Origin of the sequence: Sulfurimicrobium lacus (assembly GCF_011764585.1) — a bacterium.
Taxonomy (GTDB): domain Bacteria; phylum Pseudomonadota; class Gammaproteobacteria; order Burkholderiales; family Sulfuricellaceae; genus Sulfurimicrobium; species Sulfurimicrobium lacus.
The window spans coordinates 642,181-660,943 of record NZ_AP022853.1; the positions used below are offsets into that span (position 1 = coordinate 642,181).

Sequence of the window (18,763 nt, forward strand, 5' to 3'; positions counted from 1 at the left end):
GGATTTATTTGTTTTTGATCAGCTCGAAGTGGCTGACCAGTTCCTTCAGGTCATGCGCGGTATGGGACAGTTCCTCGGTGGCCTTCCATGCCTGCTGGGCGGAGCTGGTGTTCTGCTCGATGAGAGCCGAAACCTGCTCCATGTTGACCGCCACCTGCTCGCTGGCGACGGCCTGTTCCTTGGCGGCGTCGGCGATGTGCCGCGCCATGCCGGTAACCTCGATGCTGGAGGACGTGATGCGTCCCAGGCCGGAGAGGGATTCCCGCATCATTCCGGTGCCTTCGTCCACTTCGTGGGCGGCCTGCTCCATGGAGCCGACCGCCTGGCGCGTGACGTTCTGGACTTCGCTCACCATGGCGCTGATGTCGGCCGTGCTGTTGGTGGTGCGCTCGGCAAGCTTTCTCACCTCGTCCGCCACCACGGCGAAGCCGCGCCCCATCTCGCCGGCACGCGCCGCTTCGATGGCGGCGTTGAGGGCCAGGAGATTGGTCTGGTCGGCGATTTCCTTGATCGACAGGGTGATGGCGCCGATTTTCTCGATCGCCTGGTTGAGTTCGCCGATGGTGCTGCTGGATGCCTGCACTGCCTGCACCACCCGCCCCGTGGCTTCCATGCTGCGCGTCATGCTGGCGTTGCTCTCTTTTACCAGGTTCTGGGAATCGACGGCTGAACTGGCCGCGTTTTCCGCGCTTTGCGCCACTTCCACCACCGACTGGCTGAATTCCTCGGTCGCCGACGCCACCGCCTGCACCCGGTCGTGTTGCTCCTCGGACTGCTCGACGACCTGCATCATCTCGGCATTGAGGTGGCTGCACTTGGCTTCGATGGCGCGCGAAGCCACGGAGATTTCGTCCAGCATCACCTTGACGTGTACCTGCATGGCGGCCAGGCCGTTGAGCAACTGGCCTTCCTCGTTGCGGCCGGAAATGTCGATGTCGTCGGTCAGGTTGCCCTGGGCGATCTTGTCGAAATGCCGCACCGCGGCGTTCACCTTGGACATTACGGATCGCGCCAGCAGCGCAAAGCCAACGAAGGTCAGCAGAATCCAGAAGAATGCGAAGCCGCCGACCTGAGCGATGGTCTCCCATGACAGTCCCAACAGGGGTTTGCTTACGACCAGGTTGGTCATCATGAACAGGTACAGCATGCCCAGAACCGCGATCATCCTGGCCCTGACGGAAATGCGCTGCCACCAGCTGCCACTGGTATCCAGCCTGGCCTTGCTGGTGTTGAGCTGCTTGTACAGCCGCTCCGCGTCCTGCACCTGCTGGCGGCTGGGCTCGGAGCGCACCGACATGTAGCCGAGGGTCTGGTCGTTCTTGCGCACCGGCACCACGAAGGCGTCCACCCAGTAATGATCGCCATTTTTCGAGCGGTTCTTGACCACGCCGCGCCACGGCCGTCCCGTTTTTACCGTGCGCCACAAGTCTTCGAACGCCTGGGGCGGCATGTCGGGATGGCGCACCAGGTTGTGGTTTTTGCCGATCAGCTCTTCTCCGCTGAAGCCGGAAAGCTCGACGAAAGCATCGTTGGCGTATGTGATCGTGCCCTTCAGGTCGGTCTTGGAAACAAGATACTTCCCTTTCGGGTAGGGCTTTTCCGCTTGCGTGACGGGGAGGTTGATTTTCATGGCGCGTTTCCTTGGACGTTGCATAACGAGGCGGATGGCGGGCCCGCGGAAAAATCCGCCGGGCGGGAGAACGACGAAATAAACCGGAATATTTGGTCAGGCACTGCGAAGCAGGGGATGCTGGTTGGCAACTGGTGAGGCAAAGGCATACTTCATTTCCGCCGTGTTGTGTTCAAAAGCGAGTTCATAAGCTCGCACAACCGGCAATCCCTGAAATCGTGGGCATTGCGCCTTTAGATTGGGACTTTGCGCCTCCGTCTTTCGAACGAAGTGGCCTTTGTCAGTTCTTCTTGCTTAGGGAATTCCCCGGGCGGCATATAGGTGAAAGTACCTATATGCCGGGTCAATACTAATGAAGTTACGATAGGATGACAATAGTCAAATTTTTTATGTGGATATCAACTGATTCTGTTGTGATGGACGCGAAACTCCATTCGATATTCTCGCGCATCTGTTCGATCAGCGCTTCAACGGACCAGCAAGGCGGTGCCGGATAATGCCGCTCCAGAAGTCAGTCCGGCGGCGGGCAGCGCATTCGCGGAGAAGGAAGCCAGGGCGCCGGTGGCAGTGCTGCCGATGAATATGCCGCTTGCGTTCCCCTTGACGGTCGTGGCGACGGTCGCGCCATTTATCTTGATGGAACCGGCGATAAGCGGGATGCCCGATGGGCCGGTCGTGGCTGTGGCCTGATAGAACTGCGACAGGGCGCCTGAAGTGCTCTGGTAAGTCAGGTCCCAGGAGCGGGTGGCGACGGTGTCGGTGATGACTTGCAGCGTGATGTTCGCGCCGCCAGAAGCCACCTGCAGCGAGCCGCTTGCCAGGTGATATACGTTGTTCAGATCGTCGATTACGGTGCCGGCCGCGCTGACCAGGTTGAAGTTTACCGGGGTTGTCACGCTGGCAAGGGCGGCCTGTGCCTGGGTGTAGCTGAGCGAACTTTCGGCCCACATCAGGTTCATGACCAGCGGATCGCGCGTGCCGTCATTGTCGACAAACGAGTCGGCGCCGACATAGCGGCCCCAGCGCACGGTGGTGCCGGCCGCGGCCGTTTGCCCGCTATCGAGCAGGGAGGCCGTGCCGGCGGTGTATTGCATGCTGCCAGTGGTATCGCTTGTGGCGATCAGCACCGGGAAGCCGCCGCCGTCGAGCAGGATGGAGCGGTTGGTGTTCGCCTCCAGCACCACGGACCCGCCGCCACTGAGCCACCCCGTGTAACAGGCGCCGGCAAACGGGCATTCGGTGCGCCAGCTGATGTCGCCGCCTACGCCGCCATAGCCGATTGGCGCGGGATAGACGCCGCCGGTTGAGGTCACCCCGCTGGTCGATGCGGTCGAGCCCACCACGGCGGTGGTCGGTGGGGGGGGTGGGGGGAGTGCTGCGCTGGCCAGCACGACTGCCGTCGCGGCAGGGGGCGGTGGAGGCGGTGGCGGCGTCTCGGTTGTTGCATCGGTGGTGGGTGTGGGTGCCGTGCCGCTGGAGGCGGCGGTTTCTGTCGGCGCGGTTGTGGTTTCGCTCTTGTTTTCTGTTTTCTGTGGGGCGGGTTTCGCTGACGTCTTGGGCGGTTCGAAAATGGGCGGCATTTTCGGCAGCAGAACCCCCGCGGTGTTCAGATTCGGCGTATAGGCTACCTGGTTGGGGTGTACCAGCGTGCCGTTCACGACGGTGGCGCCGGTATTGACCCGGTTGTAAGTGCCGGCCGGCACTCCGGGGAGGCGCGCGTCTGTCGGGACATGCGTAGTTTCGCTATCCGTGCCGCGTATGCCGATAGTGGCAGAGGGGGTCTTGATACGGTAGTTTTCCTTGTGCAGTTTGCCGACCGTACCGGTGATGGAGCGGAACCCGCCCTTGACCAGCGAAAAGAAGCTGCGTTCGCTGCCGTCTTCCTGGCCGTTGAACTTGTATTCATCGATGCGCATCTGGGTTTCCTGCCGGATGGCAATGATGCCGCCATCCGTCATGCGCAATTGCGCGGTCGCGCCCCTGGCGGAAATGACGGACTCGCCTTCGTTGATTTCACCGCCTTTTTGCGCCTGACGTTCGCGGCCGTCGGGTGACGTGATGCGGACGTCGCCGCTGACGAACTGGAATTGTCCCACCGCCGCCCAGGCGGTGTTCGCCAGCGTCGCGAGAAGGGTTGCGGCCAGCAGCAGACGAAGCCGTTGCCAGGTAGAGGAATTGGGTGATTTCATGGTGTTCAAAGTCCTGTCGCTGCCATGCCCTGATTAAAAGTCGAGCCGCGCGGAAGCTGAAATATCCAGGCGGTCATAATCGTTCATTGCGATATTCGAGTCGTTGCGCGTGTAGCTGACCTGGGGGCGCACCGTCCAGTTCTTGGCAGGCGTCCAGTTCACGCCGGCGTTCAGGTCGTACTGGTGGTCGTGGCGGTAATCCAGGAACAGCAGGTTGCGGCGACTGTAGTCGCCGTATTTGTAGCCCAGCGAGGCGAACACGCTGCTGCTGTCGTTCAACCGTGTTTGTCCCCCGGCGCGGATGCCGGCGAAATTCTGGTCGCCATCGATGCGCTGAATCGGCGCGACACTTTTTTCCTGGCCGGCATAGGCGCTACCGAACAACACGATTGTTCCGCCTTCGTCGAGGGCATGCAGCCAGCCGCCCCCGGCGATGGTCTGGTCGACGTCGTTGGCCGACAGATCGTTGTCTGCCTTGTCGTGACCATAGCGCAACCGGGCATATTGCCCAAACACGCTGAACTGGTTGCGCGGGTCGGGAATGTAACGCCATTCGCCCGTCAGGCCGGTGGTGTCGCGGTTGTATTTGTCGTCCAGGTAAAAGCCGCCTTTCTGCAGGGCGACGCGGAAAACGCTTGCGCCGCTGCCGATGTTCAGGCCGATGCGGCCATCGACGCTGTCGGTGTTGTACATGTCCTGCACGAAATTCACGCGTTTTTTGCCGTCCAGCCCGACAAACAGGGACAGGTCCTGACGCAGCGGAACGGTCACTTCGCCGCCGCCGCCCAGCGTCATGTAGTTGTCCCGCGCCGCGAGATTGCTGGAAACCAGCGAGAAGGTGGCGCCGAAGATCGGGATGTACATGGTGCTGCTGCTGCTCGCCACGTTGACGTTGGTGTCGTAGCCGAAGGCGGCTTCAACGTAACCGGCGAAGCGGGTCTTGGGGTTGGTGCGGTTTTCGATGGCGGCGAGATATTGTTCGATGATGGCGCGGGCCAGCGCGGGCGGATTTTGCTTCATGATCTGGTCGAATTCGCTCGCGGCGCGTGCGTCGTCGCCGAGCGCGTAATACGCGCGCGCCAGGTCCAGTCGGGCACCGTAGTGGGTAGGATCCACCGCCAGCACCCGCTCGAATGCCAGCGTGGCCTTGTCCGGCCTGCCGCTGTCGAGCGCCGCGTCACCGAGCAGGTAATCGTAATCCACGTTGCCTGCCATTTCGAATTCGGCTGGTGCAAGCAGGGCATAGGCCTCCGCGGCCCGGCCCGCCGCCATCAATGACTGCGCCCTGGACAAATCGGGCGGTGCAGCCATCGCGTGGCCGGCGGAGAACAGCGCAAGGGCGATAATCAGCTTGCCCGGTTGGCGAAAGATGGAATCCATTGTTTAACTCGATATCTACATGTTTTTATTTGGATGGCTGCGGCAAATTTCGTGAATCTTACCTGTTTTCCGCGCCGCGACATATGGTGTCGGCGCAACGTATGCGCCTGTTATTTTCTGAGGAATACGAACGTGCCGTCCCAGTCGGCTGCGGGCGGATCGGCGCGGAAACGCGCGATGCGCTGCAGGTACAAGGGGTACAGCGTGTCCTGCGGCGCAGCCTGTTGCAGGCTTTGCAGGCAGGTCTCGGCCTGGTCCCATTGCCGGGCGCGGTAAAGCTCGATCGCATGCTGGAACTGGCGAAGTTCGTCCAGTTTCGACGGGCCGACCTCTTCGGTCGGGCCGAGCGGTTCATAGATGCTGACGGGGATGTCCTTGCCCTTGACCCGGACCTTGTCGAGTTCGCGGAATACAATGTCGGGAAGCAAGTTTTTCGTGTCTTCGCTCACCATGATCCCGACCCCGTATACCTTGGTCAGCCCTTCCAGACGTGAGCCGAGGTTCACCGCGTCGCCCATTACGGTATAAGCCGTGCGGAATTCAGACCCCATGTTGCCCACGTTCATCATGCCGCTGTTGATGCCGATGCCGATGCGGATGTCCGACCAGCCGCGGGCGATGAACTGCGGGCGCAAGGCGGCGAGGGTGCGCTGCATTTCCAGTGCCGCCGTCACGGCATGGCGCGCATGGTCCGTGTCTGCCAGCGGTGCGCCCCAGAACGCCATGATGGCGTCGCCGATGTATTTGTCCACGGTGCCGCGGTGCTGGTGAATGATGCGCGTCATCGGCGTCATGTAGTCGTTCATCAGCTTCGACAATGCCTTGGGGTCGAGACCTTCCGACATCGAGGTGAAGTTGCGTACGTCGGCGAACAGCACCGTCATCTCCCGGTTCTCGCCCTCCATGGTGAAGGAGCCTGGATCGTCGCTCATCTCGTCCACCAGTTGCGGCGGCACATATTGCCCGAACAGCCCGGAAATCTGGCGTTTGGCGCGCGCCTCGACGAAAAATCCGTAGGACATGCCGAGTACGAACAGCGTCAGGATCATGGTCACCGTGGCCGCCAGCGGCATGACCATGTTGGCGTATTGCCACAGCGCGAGATTGACGCCGAAGCTCCACAGTAGCGCGCCCAGCGCCAGCAGCGATGCTCTCACGGGGTTGAGGGTGGGCATGAAAATGGCCAGCAGCAGACCGAGCAGCAGCGTTTGGGCAAGGTCGACCCCCAGCATGTACGCGGGTTTTTCCTTGATGTCGTGATCCAGCATGCCGGCGATCAGGTTGGCGTGAATTTCCACCCCCGGGTACACGGCGCCGACCGGGGTGGAGCGCAAGTCCATCAGGCCCGGCGCGGTGGTCCCGACCAGCACGATGGCGCCGGCCATTGCCCCGGCGCTGGCGCGGCCATGCAGCACGTCGCTTGCGGAAATATAGGGGTAGCTGCCCTGCTTGCCGCGGTACGGGATCAGGGCGCTGACGTTCTCGTCGATGGGGATTTTCAGCTTGCCGACGCGCAGCCCTTCCAGCGTTTCGCCGCCGCTGTCCTGTTCGATCACAGCCTGTATCGGGGGCGCGCCGTGAAGCGTCCGCACCATCGCCAGCGAAAGCGCTTCGTAATAGGCGCCGCCGTACTCGATCAGCATCGGCTCGCGCCGGGCGACGCCGTCGAAATCGGGAAATGGGGTGAAATGCCCGGCGTTGCCCGTAGCGCGCTGAAATTCCGCCAGATTGGCGCCATAACCGCTGGCGGTGACGAAAACGGAACTGCTGTCCACGAACGAGCCGGTGCCGAATGCCGGCTCGGGGAGCTTGCCGGATGCTCTGCCCTGGAAATCGGTGAAATAGTAGCCCAGCACCACCGGATGCTTTGCCAGCGTCCGGGCGAGGAGCTGGTCGTGGTCCAGTTGCGGGCGCAGTTGCGCCAGGCGGGACTGGAACTGCGGGATATCCTTGAACTCGGTGCGGCCAAGCCGTTCCAGCGTGTTCAGTCCCGAGCTGTCGTCCTTTTCCGCGAACACTACGTCGAAGCCGACGATGGCCACCTTGTAGCGTCCGAACAGTTGCTCCAGCAAAGCCGCCACCTTGTCTCGACCCCACGGCCAGCGCCCTTCCTCGGCCAGGCTTTTCTCGTCGATGTCGACGATCACGATGCGCCGATCCAGCGTTTGCGGCATGGTAAGCCGCAGGCGCGCGTCGTAGCTGATGGTCTCGAGGTTCTGCATGAACGGGATGGCGACGATCTTCGCCGCATGCAGGAGAAAAATCAGCAGGACCAGCATGCCCAGCGCGATGGGCACGGCGTGTTTGCGTAGCGTTTTTTTCATGCTGATTTCCCGTGAACGGCAGGGCAAACGTGAAACTCCCGCAATGCGCTTTCGTCCACTTCCGAGGGTGGAAGAGCGGCCGTCCCTTCCCCTTCAAGGGGAAGGCCAGGATGGGGATGGGTTAGGGAAACGTTCATGGCGAGTTTTTACGGAGCGATGGACTGCTCAAGCGTAGCAATGGGCAAATAGAGGCACAGCGGATTGTCCGCGCAAGCAATAAATCCCAGCCGAACGTAAAACGTTTTTGCCTGGTCGTGCTTGGCGTCCACCACCACGGCATACAGCCCCACCCGCTGGGAAAATTCCACGGCCAAGCGCAAGACGAAAGCCAGCAAATCCTGGCCGATCCCCTTGCCCTGATGGCGTACATCCACAGCCAATCGGCCAATTCTCAGCATGGGAGCGGGATGGCGCGGCAGCTTCAACTGCGCGGGCAGTGCTGAGGTGGCCACCTGACCGGCGCTCACCGTCACAAACCCGGTGACCGTCACGCCATCTTCGGCAACCGCCACATAGGTTTTGCCGAAGCCCCGTCGTTGCTGCTGCCCGGCATGGCGCAGCAAGAATTCATTCAGCGCAGTATCGCCGCAATCAAATCCCTCGCGACGATGCTGTGCGGTCAGCAGCTGGATGGCAACCATCGCTCAGCGACGCGCCATCAACTTGCGCAGAGCGGGTTCCGGTTGGGGTGGATTTTCGAGGGATGAGGTGAATGCCTCAAAATCCCGCTGGGTCATCAACAGCGTGTTGTCCTCAGACACAATGCGGCGCGCGGCCTCATAAGCGTTTTGCAACATGAAGCTGGAAACCGTCGTTCCCATCAATGCGGCGGCACGCTCGATCATCGCCTTCGCTTCGGCGCTGGTGCGCAAATTGATCCGCGCTGATTCGCTGGCATGGGTGCTAGGCATGGCAAAGTCTCCTGAAACTGATGTCGTTATTGTACGTCATATTTACATACAAGACACTGGGTGCAGCCGCCAAGTCACTACGTTCGATTTTTTTCGCGGCATGCAAGCTCAGGAAATAAAAAAGCCGCATGGGTAGCGGCTTTCAAGGGTTAGTGCGGTGTTCTGCGACGAAACGGGACATCACTCGATATTTTGTATCTGCTCCCGCATCTGTTCGATCAGCACCTTCAGTTCCATCGACAGGCGCGAGGTTTCCGTGGCGATGGATTTCGAGCCCAGGGTGTTCGCTTCGCGGTTCAGTTCCTGCATCATGAAATCCAGCCGCTTGCCTGCCGTGCCGCCCTGATCCAGGATTCGCTTCACTTCCTGCAGGTGGGCCTGGAGGCGGGAGATTTCCTCGTCGATGTCGATTTTCTGGGCGAACAGCGCCAGTTCCTGGCGGATGCGGTCTTCGTCCAGGCTGGCGGCGGCTTCCCTGAAGCGTGTCAGCAGTTTTTCCTGGTAGGCGGCGCGCAGGCGGGGCAGGTGCGGCGCGGCTTCGGCGACCAGCGCTTCCATTTGCGTGGCGCGTTCGATGATCATGGCCTTGAGCTTTTCCCCTTCGCGGCCGCGGCTGGCGGCGAATTCGCCCAGCGCCTCGTGCAGCAGGGCGACGGCGGCCTCCTGCAATGCCTCCTGGGGAACGCCCTCGGCTTCCATGATCCCCGGCCAGCGCAGGATGTCCGCCACGCTGAGCGGCGCGCTTTGCGGCGAGAGTTCCTGCACCACCTGGCCGAGCTGGACCAGTTGTTGCGCCAGCGTGTCGTTGATCGCCAGCGGCTTGTGGCTGCCCGCGCTGGGCGTGAAGTTGAGGCGGCATTCCACCTTGCCGCGGTTGAGCTGTTTGGCGATGGCTTCGCGCATGGCGGATTCCGCAGGACGGAACACTTCGTCCATGCGGAACGCTACTTCCAGGTAGCGGTGGTTGACTGAGCGCAGCTCCAGGTGCAGCGCGCCCTGGGGCAGTTCCCGGTTGACGGCGGCGAAGCCGGTCATGCTATAAATCATGGTCGCTCCAAAAGATGCGTAACTTTGCCTAAAGAATTGTAAAATGGGCCGAATAATTAGCGACGAAAGATTAGCATAGTAAAGATAATGAGTTCCCAACAAATCAATCAGGCACTTCCCGAGGGTACGCAACTACTCAATTACCGCATCGCCAAGCAGCTTTCCGGCGGCGGTTTCAGTATTGTTTACCTGGCCTACGACGAAACCGGCACGCCGGTGGCGATCAAGGAGTATCTCCCCAGCGGGCTGGCGCTGCGCAACGACGGGGAAATGGTGCAGGCGACTTCGGTGGACAACCTCAATACCTTCCGCTATGGCATGAAGTGTTTTTTCGAGGAAGGGCGTGCGCTGGCCAAGATCGCGCACCCCAACGTGGTGCGCGTGACCAATTTCTTCCGCGCCAACGAAACCGTTTACATGGTGATGCAGTACGAGCGCGGCAAGACCCTGCAGGACCACATTCAGCAGAACAAGGGCACGGTCAGGGAAAGCTTCATCCGCCGCGTGTTCGTGCAGATGCTCAACGGCCTGCGCGAGGTGCATACCCACAAGATCCTCCACCTCGACATCAAGCCCGCCAATATTTACCTGCGCCTGGACGGTTCACCGGTGCTGCTGGACTTCGGCGCTGCGCGCCAGACGCTGAGCAGCGAGAAGAACAAGCTGTCGCCCATGTACACCCCTGGCTTCGCCGCGCCCGAGCAGTACAAGAACCGCGAACGCCTCGGCCCCTGGACCGACATCTACAGCGTGGGCGCCACCATGTTCTCCTGCATGGCCGGCTTCGCCCCCCAGGCCGCCGACGCGCGCATGGAGGACGACAAGATGACGTCCGCCACCAAGCTCTGGCCGGGGCAATATTCCGAGCAACTGCTGCTGCTCATCGACCAGTGCCTCGAACTCGACTACATGAAGCGGCCGCAAAGCGTGTTCGCACTGCAGAAGGAGCTGGTCAAGGAGGCGCCCCCCGAAGTTCCGCGCAAGAAGACACTGATGAACAGCATCCGCGCCACGCTCAACAAGGAGCTGTTCTAACGAGTCATGAAATTCTCCATCTATCAGTCGAGCCGTCAGGGCGGACGCAAATACAACCAGGACCGGGTCGCCTATTCCTATAGCAAGGAAGCGCTGCTGATGGTGGTGGCGGACGGCATGGGCGGCCATTTCCATGGCGAAATCGCGGCCCAGATGACGGTGCAGCTGGTGGCGGAAATGTTCCAGAAGCAGGCGCATCCGATTCTGCGCGACCCGCTGTTTTTCCTCGATGAAGCGATGCACGCTGCGCACGAAGCCATCAGCGAGTATTCGGCCGAGAACGAACTGCTGGAGAGCCCCCGCACCACCTGCGTGGCGGCGGTGATCCAGCGCGACATGGCCTACTGGGCGCACGTCGGCGATTCGCGCCTGTATTTTTTCCGCCAGGGCCGCCTCCTGGCGCGCACCCAGGACCATTCCCGGGTGCAGCAGCTGTTCGACCAGGGACGCATCACCGAGGCGCAGATGACGACGCACCCCGAGCGCAACAAGATTTACAACTGCCTGGGCGGCATGATGCTGCCCGAGGTCGATCTCTCCAAGCGCACCCCGATCGAACCCGGCGACATCCTGATGCTGTGCTCGGATGGCTTGTGGAGCACGCTCAGTGCCAACGAAATCGGCTCCATCCTCGGCGCCTATCCTCTCGATCAGGCGATTCCGGAGCTCATGGACCACGCCGAATTGCGCGGCGGGCAGGATGGCGACAATCTTTCCGCCATCGCCATGACCTGGGGCAGTCCAACTCGCGGTGCCAGGGGCGAGGGCGGCATTTCCACCGAGGCCATGCCGCTGGACAGCTTCACCACCCAGCTCGATGCCTTGCATGCACCTCGTCCGATAGCCGGCGAGGCGCCGGTCAGCGACGACGATATCGAAAAGGCGATTGCCGAAATTCAGCTCGCCATCAAGAAATACTCGAAATAACACAGGAAGTTGACATGCGACCCAGCCAGAGAAGCGCGGACCAGTTGCGCGCGATTAGCATTACCCGCAATTACACCAAGCACGCCGAGGGCTCGGTACTGATCGAGTGCGGCGACACCAAGGTGATCTGCACCGCCAGCATCGACGAGAAAGTGCCGCCCTTCCTGCGCGGCAAGGGGCAGGGCTGGGTCACGGCGGAATACGGCATGCTGCCGCGCTCGACCGGCAGCCGCATGGACCGCGAGGCGGCGCGCGGCAAGCAGTCCGGGCGCACGCAGGAAATCCAGCGCCTGATCGGCCGCTCCCTGCGTTCGGTGGTGGACCTGAAAAAGCTCGGCGAGCGCACCATCCAGATCGACTGCGACGTGATCCAGGCCGACGGCGGTACGCGCACCGCCAGCATCACCGGCGCCTTCGTCGCGCTGCACGACGCGGTTTCCCTGCTGCTGAAGAAAGAGTTGCTCGCGGCTTCGCCGCTGACCGATTTCGTCGCCGCGATTTCGGTCGGCGTGTATCGCGGCGTGCCGGTGCTGGACCTGGATTATGCCGAGGATTCCGATTGCGACACCGACATGAACGTGGTGATGACCGGCAGCGGCGGCTTCGTCGAGGTGCAGGGCACAGCGGAAGGCGTACCCTTCAGCCGCGGCGAAATGGAAGCGCTGCTCGACCTGGCGCAAAGCGGCATCGGCCAGCTGGTGGCGCAACAGAAAACTGCGCTGGGAGTATAGCCATGAAAAAAATCGTCATCGCCTCGAACAACGCCGGCAAGCTGCGCGAAATCGACGCCATACTCGAGCCGCTCGAATTCGAAATCCTGCCGCAATCGGCGTTCAATATTCCCGAGGCTGAAGAGCCTTACTGCACCTTCATCGAGAACTGCCTCACCAAGGCACGCCATGCCTCGGCCCACTCCGGCCTGCCGGCCCTGGCGGACGATTCCGGGATCTGCGTCGATGCGCTGAACGGTGCGCCGGGCGTGTATTCCGCACGTTTCGCCGGCGAGCCGAAGTCCGACCAGCGCAACAACGAAAAGCTGATCGAGCTGCTGCAGGGACACGCCAACCGCAAGGCGCACTACTACTGCGTGATGGTGCTGGTGCGCTGGCCGGAAGACCCGCAGCCGATCATCGCCGAAGGCGCGATGTACGGCGAGATCATCGACACGCCGCGCGGTGACGGTGGCTTCGGCTACGACCCCTATTTCCTCCTCCCGGAATTCGGCCAGACCGGCGCGGAAATCCCGATGGACGTGAAGAACCGCATCAGCCACCGCGGCAAGGCGCTGGCGGTGCTGGTGGAAAAGCTGAGGGCCAGCCTGTGAGCGAACAGATTCCCGTGCGCGACGGCGATGCGCTGCTCATCGTCGACGTGCAGAACGATTTTCTGCCGGGCGGCAGCCTGGGCGTGGCGGGGGGCGACGAGGTCGTCGCGCCCTTGGCCCGCTCGATCGATGTTTTCCACCAGCACGGGCAACCCATCTACGCCACGCGCGACTGGCATCCGGCCGACCACTGTTCGTTCCAGGCCCAGGGCGGACCATGGCCGCCGCATTGCGTGCAGGGCACGCCCGGCGCGGAGTTCGCGCCCGGACTCGGCCTGCCGGCGTTCGCCATGATCGTCTCCAAGGCCAGCGACGCCGCCAGGGATGCCTACTCCGGTTTCGACGGCACCAACCTGGCCTTCCAGCTCACCATGTACGGCGTGAAGCGTGTGTTCGTCGGCGGCCTGGCAACCGATTACTGCGTCCTCGCCTCGGTGCGCGACGCGCTCAAGCAGGGCTTGCAGGTGTACGTGCTGAACGACGCCATTCGTGCCGTCAACGCCGATGACGGCGCACGCGCCATCGCGGAAATGACCACTCTGGGCGCGCACTTCGTCGCGAGCGGGACGCTCGTCTGACATGCTGCCTCCGTACAGCGGGCTGCTGACCGACCTGTACCAGTTCACCATGCTGCAGGGCTACCTGGAGCAGGAAATGGAGGAGGTGGCGGTGTACGAATTCTTCGTGCGCAAGCTGCCCGCCGGACGCAACTTTCTCCTCGCCGCCGGCCTGGAACAGGCGCTGCAGTTCCTCGAGACGGTTTCCTTCAGCGCCGAGGAAGTAGCGTGGCTGGAACAGAGCGGGCGCTTCACGCCCAAGCTGCTCGACTACGTGGCGAATTTCCGCTTCAGCGGCGACGTCGACGCCATGGCTGAAGGGACGGTGTTCTTTAGCGACGAACCCATCCTGCGCGTGGTCGCGCCCATCCCCGTGGCGCAACTGGTGGAAACCCGCCTCATCAACCTGCTGCATTTCCAGACGCTGGTCGCCTCCAAGGCCGCGCGCGTGGTGCTGGCGGGACCGGGAAAACTGCTGGTGGATTTCGGCCTGCGCCGCGCCCATGGCGCCGAAGCCGGACTGCTGGCGGCGCGCGCCTGCTATCTCGCCGGTTTCGGCGGCTCGTCCAACGTCCTGGCCGAGCGCGAGTTCGGCATCCCCAGTTACGGCACCATGGCCCATTCCTTCATCCAGGCCCACACGGACGAAGCGCAGGCTTTCGAGAACTTCGCCCGTGCCCAGCCTGACAACGTGGTGCTGCTGATCGACACCTACGACACCGAGGCGGCCGCGCACAAGGTGGTGGCGCTGGCGCCCGGGCTGGCGCGGGACGGCATCCGCATCAAGGCGGTGCGCCTCGACAGCGGCGATCTGGGCGAACACGCGCGCAAGGTGCGCGCCATCCTGGATGCGGGCGGCCTGAACGGCGTGGGCATTTTCGCCAGCGGCAATCTAGACGAATTCGAGATCGCACGCCTGGCAACGCAGCAAGCGCCCATCGGCGGCTACGGCGTGGGTACGCGCTTGCTTACGTCGAGCGACGCGCCCTATCTGGATTGCGCCTACAAGCTGCAGGAATATGCCGGCCATCCCCGGCGCAAGCGTTCCGAGGGCAAGGCGACCTGGCCGGGACGGAAACAGGTTTACCGCCACTATGACGCGAACGGCTGCATGGCGGGCGACGTGCTGACCGTGGAATCCGATCCCCAGCCGGGCGAACCCCTGCTGCAGCCGGTCATGCGCGGCGGCAGGCGCCTGCATCCGGCGATCCCGCTGCAGGACTCGCGTTCCCTGGCCGCGCAGCAGATTGGCCGCCTGCCTGAAGGTTTGCATGCGCTCACTGCGGCCGTTCCTTACCCGGTTCAAGTCGCCCCGGCGCTGCATGAGCTGGCGCGCGCGGTGGACGAGCGGCGCGTTTGAAAATTTCGCCGCTTCAGCCGCTTTCCGGCACGGCACCCGGCCTGTCGGCCCCGCCGCCGCTGAGCCTGTATATCCACATCCCGTGGTGCGTGCGCAAATGCCCCTACTGCGACTTCAATTCCCACGAAGCGCGCAACGGCGTGCCGGAGGCGGAATACGTCGCGGCCCTGGTAAAGGACCTGGAATTCTCCCTGCCGCAGGTGTGGGGGCGCAAGGTCGTTTCCGTGTTCTTCGGCGGCGGCACGCCCAGCCTGCTTTCCGCCCGCGCCGTGGACGAAATCCTCACCGCCGTGCGGACTTTGCTGCCGCTGGAACCGCTCGCCGAGATCACGCTGGAAGCCAATCCCGGCACGGCGGAAGCGCAGAAGTTCGCCGATTTCCGCAGCGCCGGTGTAAACCGCCTGTCGCTCGGAATCCAGAGCTTCAACGCCAAGCACCTCCAGCTGCTGGGCCGCATCCACGACGGTGACGAGGCGCGCCGCGCGGTGGAACTGGCGCAGCGCCATTTCGACAACATCAACCTCGACCTCATGTACGCCCTGCCCGAACAGCGCATGGACGAAATGCTGGCCGACCTGAAAACCGCCATCGCCTTCGGCCCGCAGCACCTCTCCGCCTACCACCTCACCCTCGAACCCAACACCCAGTTCTACCTCGCCCCGCCCAGCCTGCCCGACGACGACACGGCGGCGGAGATGCAGGAGGCGGTGGAGGCCGAGCTGGCCGGCGCGGGCTACGAGCATTACGAAACTTCCGGTTTCGCGCAGAAGGGACGGCGCTGCCGGCACAACCTCAACTACTGGCTGTTCGGCGACTACCTCGGCATCGGCGCCGGCGCGCACGGCAAGCTCAGCCTGCACGACGGCGTACTGCGCCAGATGCGCTACAAGCAGCCCAAGGCCTACCTGGAAAACGCCCTGCAAGGCGCGCCGGTGCAGGAAGCGCACCACGTGGCGGCAGGTGACCTGGGATTCGAGTTCATGATGAACGCGCTGCGGCTCACGGAAGGGTTCCCGTTGGCACTGTTCGAGGAACGGACCGGCTTGCCGCTGGCGAGTGTGCTGGGCGCGCTGGACGAGGCGGAACAACGCGGGCTGGTGGAGCGGGGTCCGCTTAGAGTCACGCCGACCGAACTGGGACGGCGATTCTTGAACGAATTGTTGCAGGGGTTCCTGCCGGAGGGATAGTCAGGCGGAGCGGCGCTGAAATTGTGTGCTGCTTCTGAACTGCGGAGACAGCTCGCCGGCGCGGCTATGCCCTCATCTTGACATCGGCTTGACGCATGCAATGCTCCATGCGATAAATGAACTATATAGAGGGTCATGTCCGGCTGCGGTTTCAGAGCGATTCTGGCCTCTATTGGTCAGCATGTCATATCGAGAGCCGCGTGAATAAAAGCCGTCACTGTTTTTCCTTTCTCTGCGGGAAGTTCCTTGCGTGGGCTCTCCTGCTCATGTCCTTGGTTTCGCCCGCCCTGGCCGCGGATGTGAGCATCGGCGTGCTGGCCCTGCGCGGCCCCGAAAAGGCCAAGGAGATGTGGTCTCCGACCGCCCGCTATCTTGAGCACGCGTTACCCGGCAACACCTTCCGCATCGTGCCGCTCGACTTCGACGAAGTGCGCCTCGCGGTCCGGCAGGGCAGTATCGATTTCGTGCTCACCAATTCCTCCTATTACGTCGAGCTGGAATCGCTTTACGGCGTGAGCGCGGTCGCCACCCTGAAAAACCGTTTTAACGGCGATGCGGGCTACAGCGCTTTCGGCGGCGTCATCTTCACCCGTGCGGACCGCAACGACATTCGGGCGCTTTCCGATCTCAGGAAAAAGAATTTCGCGGCGGTGGACCCGAGTTCATTCGGCGGCTGGCATGTCGGCTGGCGCGAGCTGAAGCGCCAGGGCCTCGATCCCGAGCGGGATTTCAAGCGGCTGACCTTCGAGCACACTCACGATGCCGTGGTGTACGCCGTCCGGGACGGCCGGGTGGATGGGGGTACGGTGCGCAGCGATACCCTGGAGCGCATGGCGGCCGAGGGCAAGATCAATCTCGGCGACTTTTTCGTTCTCAACCGCCAGCAGGTGGAAGGCTTTCCCTTCCTGCTCAGCACGCCGCTTTACCCGGAGTGGCCGCTGGCCAAGACGCGTCAGGTGCCCGAGCAGCTTGCCGTGCGGGTGGCGATCGCGCTGATGCAGATGCCTGAGACAGACCCTGCCGCGCGAACCGGCATGATTACCGGCTGGACCCTGCCGCTCAACTACCAGCCGGTGCACGACGCGCTGAAGGAGCTGCGCATCGGCCCCTATGAGCGCCTGCGCCGTCTGACCCCGGGCGAGGTCTTCGCGCAATACGGCTACTGGCTGGTGCTGGCCCTGCTGCTTGTTTTGGTGGCCTTCCTGATCATGGCCTATGTGGGCCAGATGAACCGCCGCCTGCGCGCGAACCAGACCCAGCTCAAGGACTTGAACGCCACGCTGGAAGACAGGGTGCGGTTGCGCACGGAGGAGGTGGAAAGACTCCTGGAACGCGAGCATTTCCTGCGCGGCGTGGTGGAGATGGTGGCGGACGTGAACCAGATTCTCATCACCTCCACGTCCATGGAGGAAATGCTCAAGGCCTGTTGCGATCGGCTGATATCGCACACCGATTACCGCGTTGCCTGGGTGGGGCTGTTGCGCAATGGGCAACTGGAGGTGGCGGCCAAATCCTACGGCCCTGCCGAGATCATGCGCAGCATCCTGGCTTGCCGTGACAAGGGGCCGACGCGCGGAGCACTGAGCGCCAATCGCACCGTGATCGAGATCGATCCCGCCACGATTGCGGCCGATCTGGACAAGGCCGGTGTGCGGGCGGCTGTCGCCATGCCTTTGCGCGGCGACGCCTACGCCGAGCCGCTCGGCACACTGTGCGTGATGACCGGGCGGGTGGCGGGCTTCGACCAGGAAGAAGTGGAGATGCTGGAACAGCTGGCCGGCGATATCGGCTTCGCCGTCCACGCTTTCAACCAGCGGGCTGAGACCCGCAGGCTTCAGCAGGAACGCATCAGCAATTATGAGGAGACCATCCTTTCCCTGGTCGACATGATCGAAAAACGGGACACTTACACCGCCGGTCATACCCGCCGTGTCGCACATTACTGCGAACTGATTGCCGCCCGCCTGGGCCACAGCCCCGAGGAGATCGAGAAACTCAAGCGTGCCGCCATCCTCCACGACATCGGCAAGATCGCCATCCCCGATGCCGTGTTGCTCAAGCCGGGAAAGCTGAGTCCGCTGGAATACGAACTCATCAAGCAGCATGCCGAGGAGGGCTACAGGACGCTTGTCCGCATCGACATGTACAAGGAACTGGCCGAGATCATGCGTTCCCACCATGAGCGCGAGAACGGTTCCGGCTACCCGCGCGGTCTGGTGAGCGGCCAGATTCCCAGGTTGTCGCAGATCATGGCCGTGGCCGATGCGTTCGACGCCATGACGACCAACCGGATTTACAAGCCGCGCAAGGAGGTGCCGGTTGCGCTGGAAGAGCTGCGGAAACTGGTGGGCGAGCACTATTCGCTGGAAGTGGTGGACGCTGCCTGCGAGGCGCTGCGGGACGTCCAGCCGCCGCCGGTCGCCGATCAGCTGCCGAAGACGCCGCTCGAGCGCCAGCGCTTCGCCTATTTCTTCGACGATCAGCTGACCGGCGCCCACAACGCGAGCTACCTCCAGTTCATGCTGCGCAACGGTCTGCCCGCCCATCTCAGCCATGGCTACGTCGTCCTGCTGCGGCACTTTTCCGCGGTGAACATGACCAGCGGCTGGTCTGCCGGCAGCCAGGCGCTGGCCGGTTTCGCGGCCGCGCTCATGGGGCGGTATCCCGATGCCCTCGTATTCCGGGTCATGGGCGACGATTTCCTGTTGCTCACGTCGCAACGTCTCGAAATCAATGGCGCCTACCTGAAGACGCTATCGCCGCTGGAGGGCACGCAGGTGGAGGTCGAAGTGCGCGAACTGGACCCGCACGGCGCCGACCGTGAGTATCTGCAGGGGCTGCTCTAGCGGCGCTGAGATTCCGCAAAGTCTCAATATCGTTTTGAGAACGGAG

At 62.7% G+C, this 18,763-nt stretch carries 15 protein-coding genes and 1 riboswitch; of the genes, 8 read left to right on the top strand and 7 right to left on the bottom strand.

Features of this window, described 5'->3' with window-relative positions:
• Positions 1-4 precede the first annotated feature (4 nt).
• The 7 genes from SKTS_RS03265 to SKTS_RS03295 form a co-directional block, all read right to left on the bottom strand.
• Entirely contained in the window at positions 5-1,630 is a 1,626-nt protein-coding gene (locus SKTS_RS03265; protein ID WP_173060267.1) for a methyl-accepting chemotaxis protein, read from the bottom strand.
• Between the two features lie 199 nt (positions 1,631-1,829).
• Positions 1,830-1,916: riboswitch (cyclic di-GMP riboswitch) on the bottom strand.
• A gap of 181 nt (positions 1,917-2,097) precedes the next feature.
• Positions 2,098-3,819, bottom strand: coding sequence for a FecR family protein (locus SKTS_RS03270; RefSeq protein WP_173060270.1), 1,722 nt, complete (start codon positions 3,817-3,819; stop codon positions 2,098-2,100).
• Between the two features lie 33 nt (positions 3,820-3,852).
• Positions 3,853-5,199 (bottom strand): porin family protein, encoded by a 1,347-nt coding sequence (locus SKTS_RS03275; protein ID WP_173060273.1) that lies wholly within the window; start codon positions 5,197-5,199, stop codon positions 3,853-3,855.
• Positions 5,200-5,309: 110 nt separating this feature from the next.
• On the bottom strand, positions 5,310-7,523 hold the full coding sequence (locus SKTS_RS03280; protein ID WP_173060276.1) for a CHASE2 domain-containing protein: 2,214 nt from the start codon (positions 7,521-7,523) through the stop codon (positions 5,310-5,312).
• 146 nt (positions 7,524-7,669) lie between these two features.
• Positions 7,670-8,164, bottom strand: a complete 495-nt coding sequence (locus SKTS_RS03285) for a GNAT family N-acetyltransferase (protein ID WP_173060279.1) — start codon at positions 8,162-8,164, stop codon at positions 7,670-7,672.
• Positions 8,165-8,167: 3 nt separating this feature from the next.
• Positions 8,168-8,434, bottom strand: coding sequence for a type II toxin-antitoxin system TacA family antitoxin (locus SKTS_RS03290; RefSeq protein ID WP_173060282.1), 267 nt, complete (start codon positions 8,432-8,434; stop codon positions 8,168-8,170).
• Between the two features lie 180 nt (positions 8,435-8,614).
• Positions 8,615-9,481: a YicC/YloC family endoribonuclease gene (locus tag SKTS_RS03295; RefSeq protein WP_173060285.1), complete on the bottom strand. Its 867-nt coding sequence runs from the start codon at positions 9,479-9,481 to the stop codon at positions 8,615-8,617.
• Between the two features lie 87 nt (positions 9,482-9,568).
• Between SKTS_RS03295 and SKTS_RS03300 the strand changes: the two genes are divergently transcribed.
• From SKTS_RS03300 to SKTS_RS03335, 8 genes are all read left to right on the top strand, one after another.
• Positions 9,569-10,516, top strand: a complete 948-nt coding sequence (locus SKTS_RS03300; protein ID WP_173060288.1) for a serine/threonine protein kinase — start codon at positions 9,569-9,571, stop codon at positions 10,514-10,516.
• 6 nt (positions 10,517-10,522) lie between these two features.
• Positions 10,523-11,443, top strand: a complete 921-nt coding sequence (locus tag SKTS_RS03305; RefSeq protein ID WP_173060291.1) for a PP2C family protein-serine/threonine phosphatase — start codon at positions 10,523-10,525, stop codon at positions 11,441-11,443.
• Positions 11,444-11,457: 14 nt separating this feature from the next.
• Positions 11,458-12,174, top strand: coding sequence for a ribonuclease PH (gene rph, locus SKTS_RS03310; protein ID WP_173060294.1), 717 nt, complete (start codon positions 11,458-11,460; stop codon positions 12,172-12,174).
• Positions 12,175-12,176: 2 nt separating this feature from the next.
• Positions 12,177-12,767, top strand: coding sequence for an RdgB/HAM1 family non-canonical purine NTP pyrophosphatase (gene rdgB, locus SKTS_RS03315; RefSeq protein ID WP_173060297.1), 591 nt, complete (start codon positions 12,177-12,179; stop codon positions 12,765-12,767).
• The gene (locus SKTS_RS03320) at positions 12,764-13,345 is read left to right on the top strand and encodes a nicotinamidase (protein WP_173060300.1); all 582 of its coding nucleotides are present in this window, start codon (positions 12,764-12,766) and stop codon (positions 13,343-13,345) included. The genes rdgB and SKTS_RS03320 overlap by 4 nt, the downstream gene beginning before the upstream one ends.
• A gap of 1 nt (position 13,346) precedes the next feature.
• Positions 13,347-14,684 carry a nicotinate phosphoribosyltransferase gene (locus SKTS_RS03325; protein WP_173060303.1) on the top strand — a complete coding sequence of 446 codons (1,338 nt, stop codon included), beginning with the start codon at positions 13,347-13,349 and terminating at the stop codon, positions 14,682-14,684.
• A complete protein-coding gene (gene hemW / locus SKTS_RS03330; RefSeq protein ID WP_173060306.1) occupies positions 14,681-15,871 on the top strand; it encodes a radical SAM family heme chaperone HemW in 1,191 nt (396 codons plus the stop codon). Before SKTS_RS03325 ends, hemW begins: the two co-directional genes overlap by 4 nt.
• 266 nt (positions 15,872-16,137) lie before the next feature.
• On the top strand, positions 16,138-18,717 hold the full coding sequence (locus tag SKTS_RS03335; RefSeq protein ID WP_173060309.1) for a PhnD/SsuA/transferrin family substrate-binding protein: 2,580 nt from the start codon (positions 16,138-16,140) through the stop codon (positions 18,715-18,717).
• The last annotated feature ends 46 nt before the right edge of the window (positions 18,718-18,763 follow it).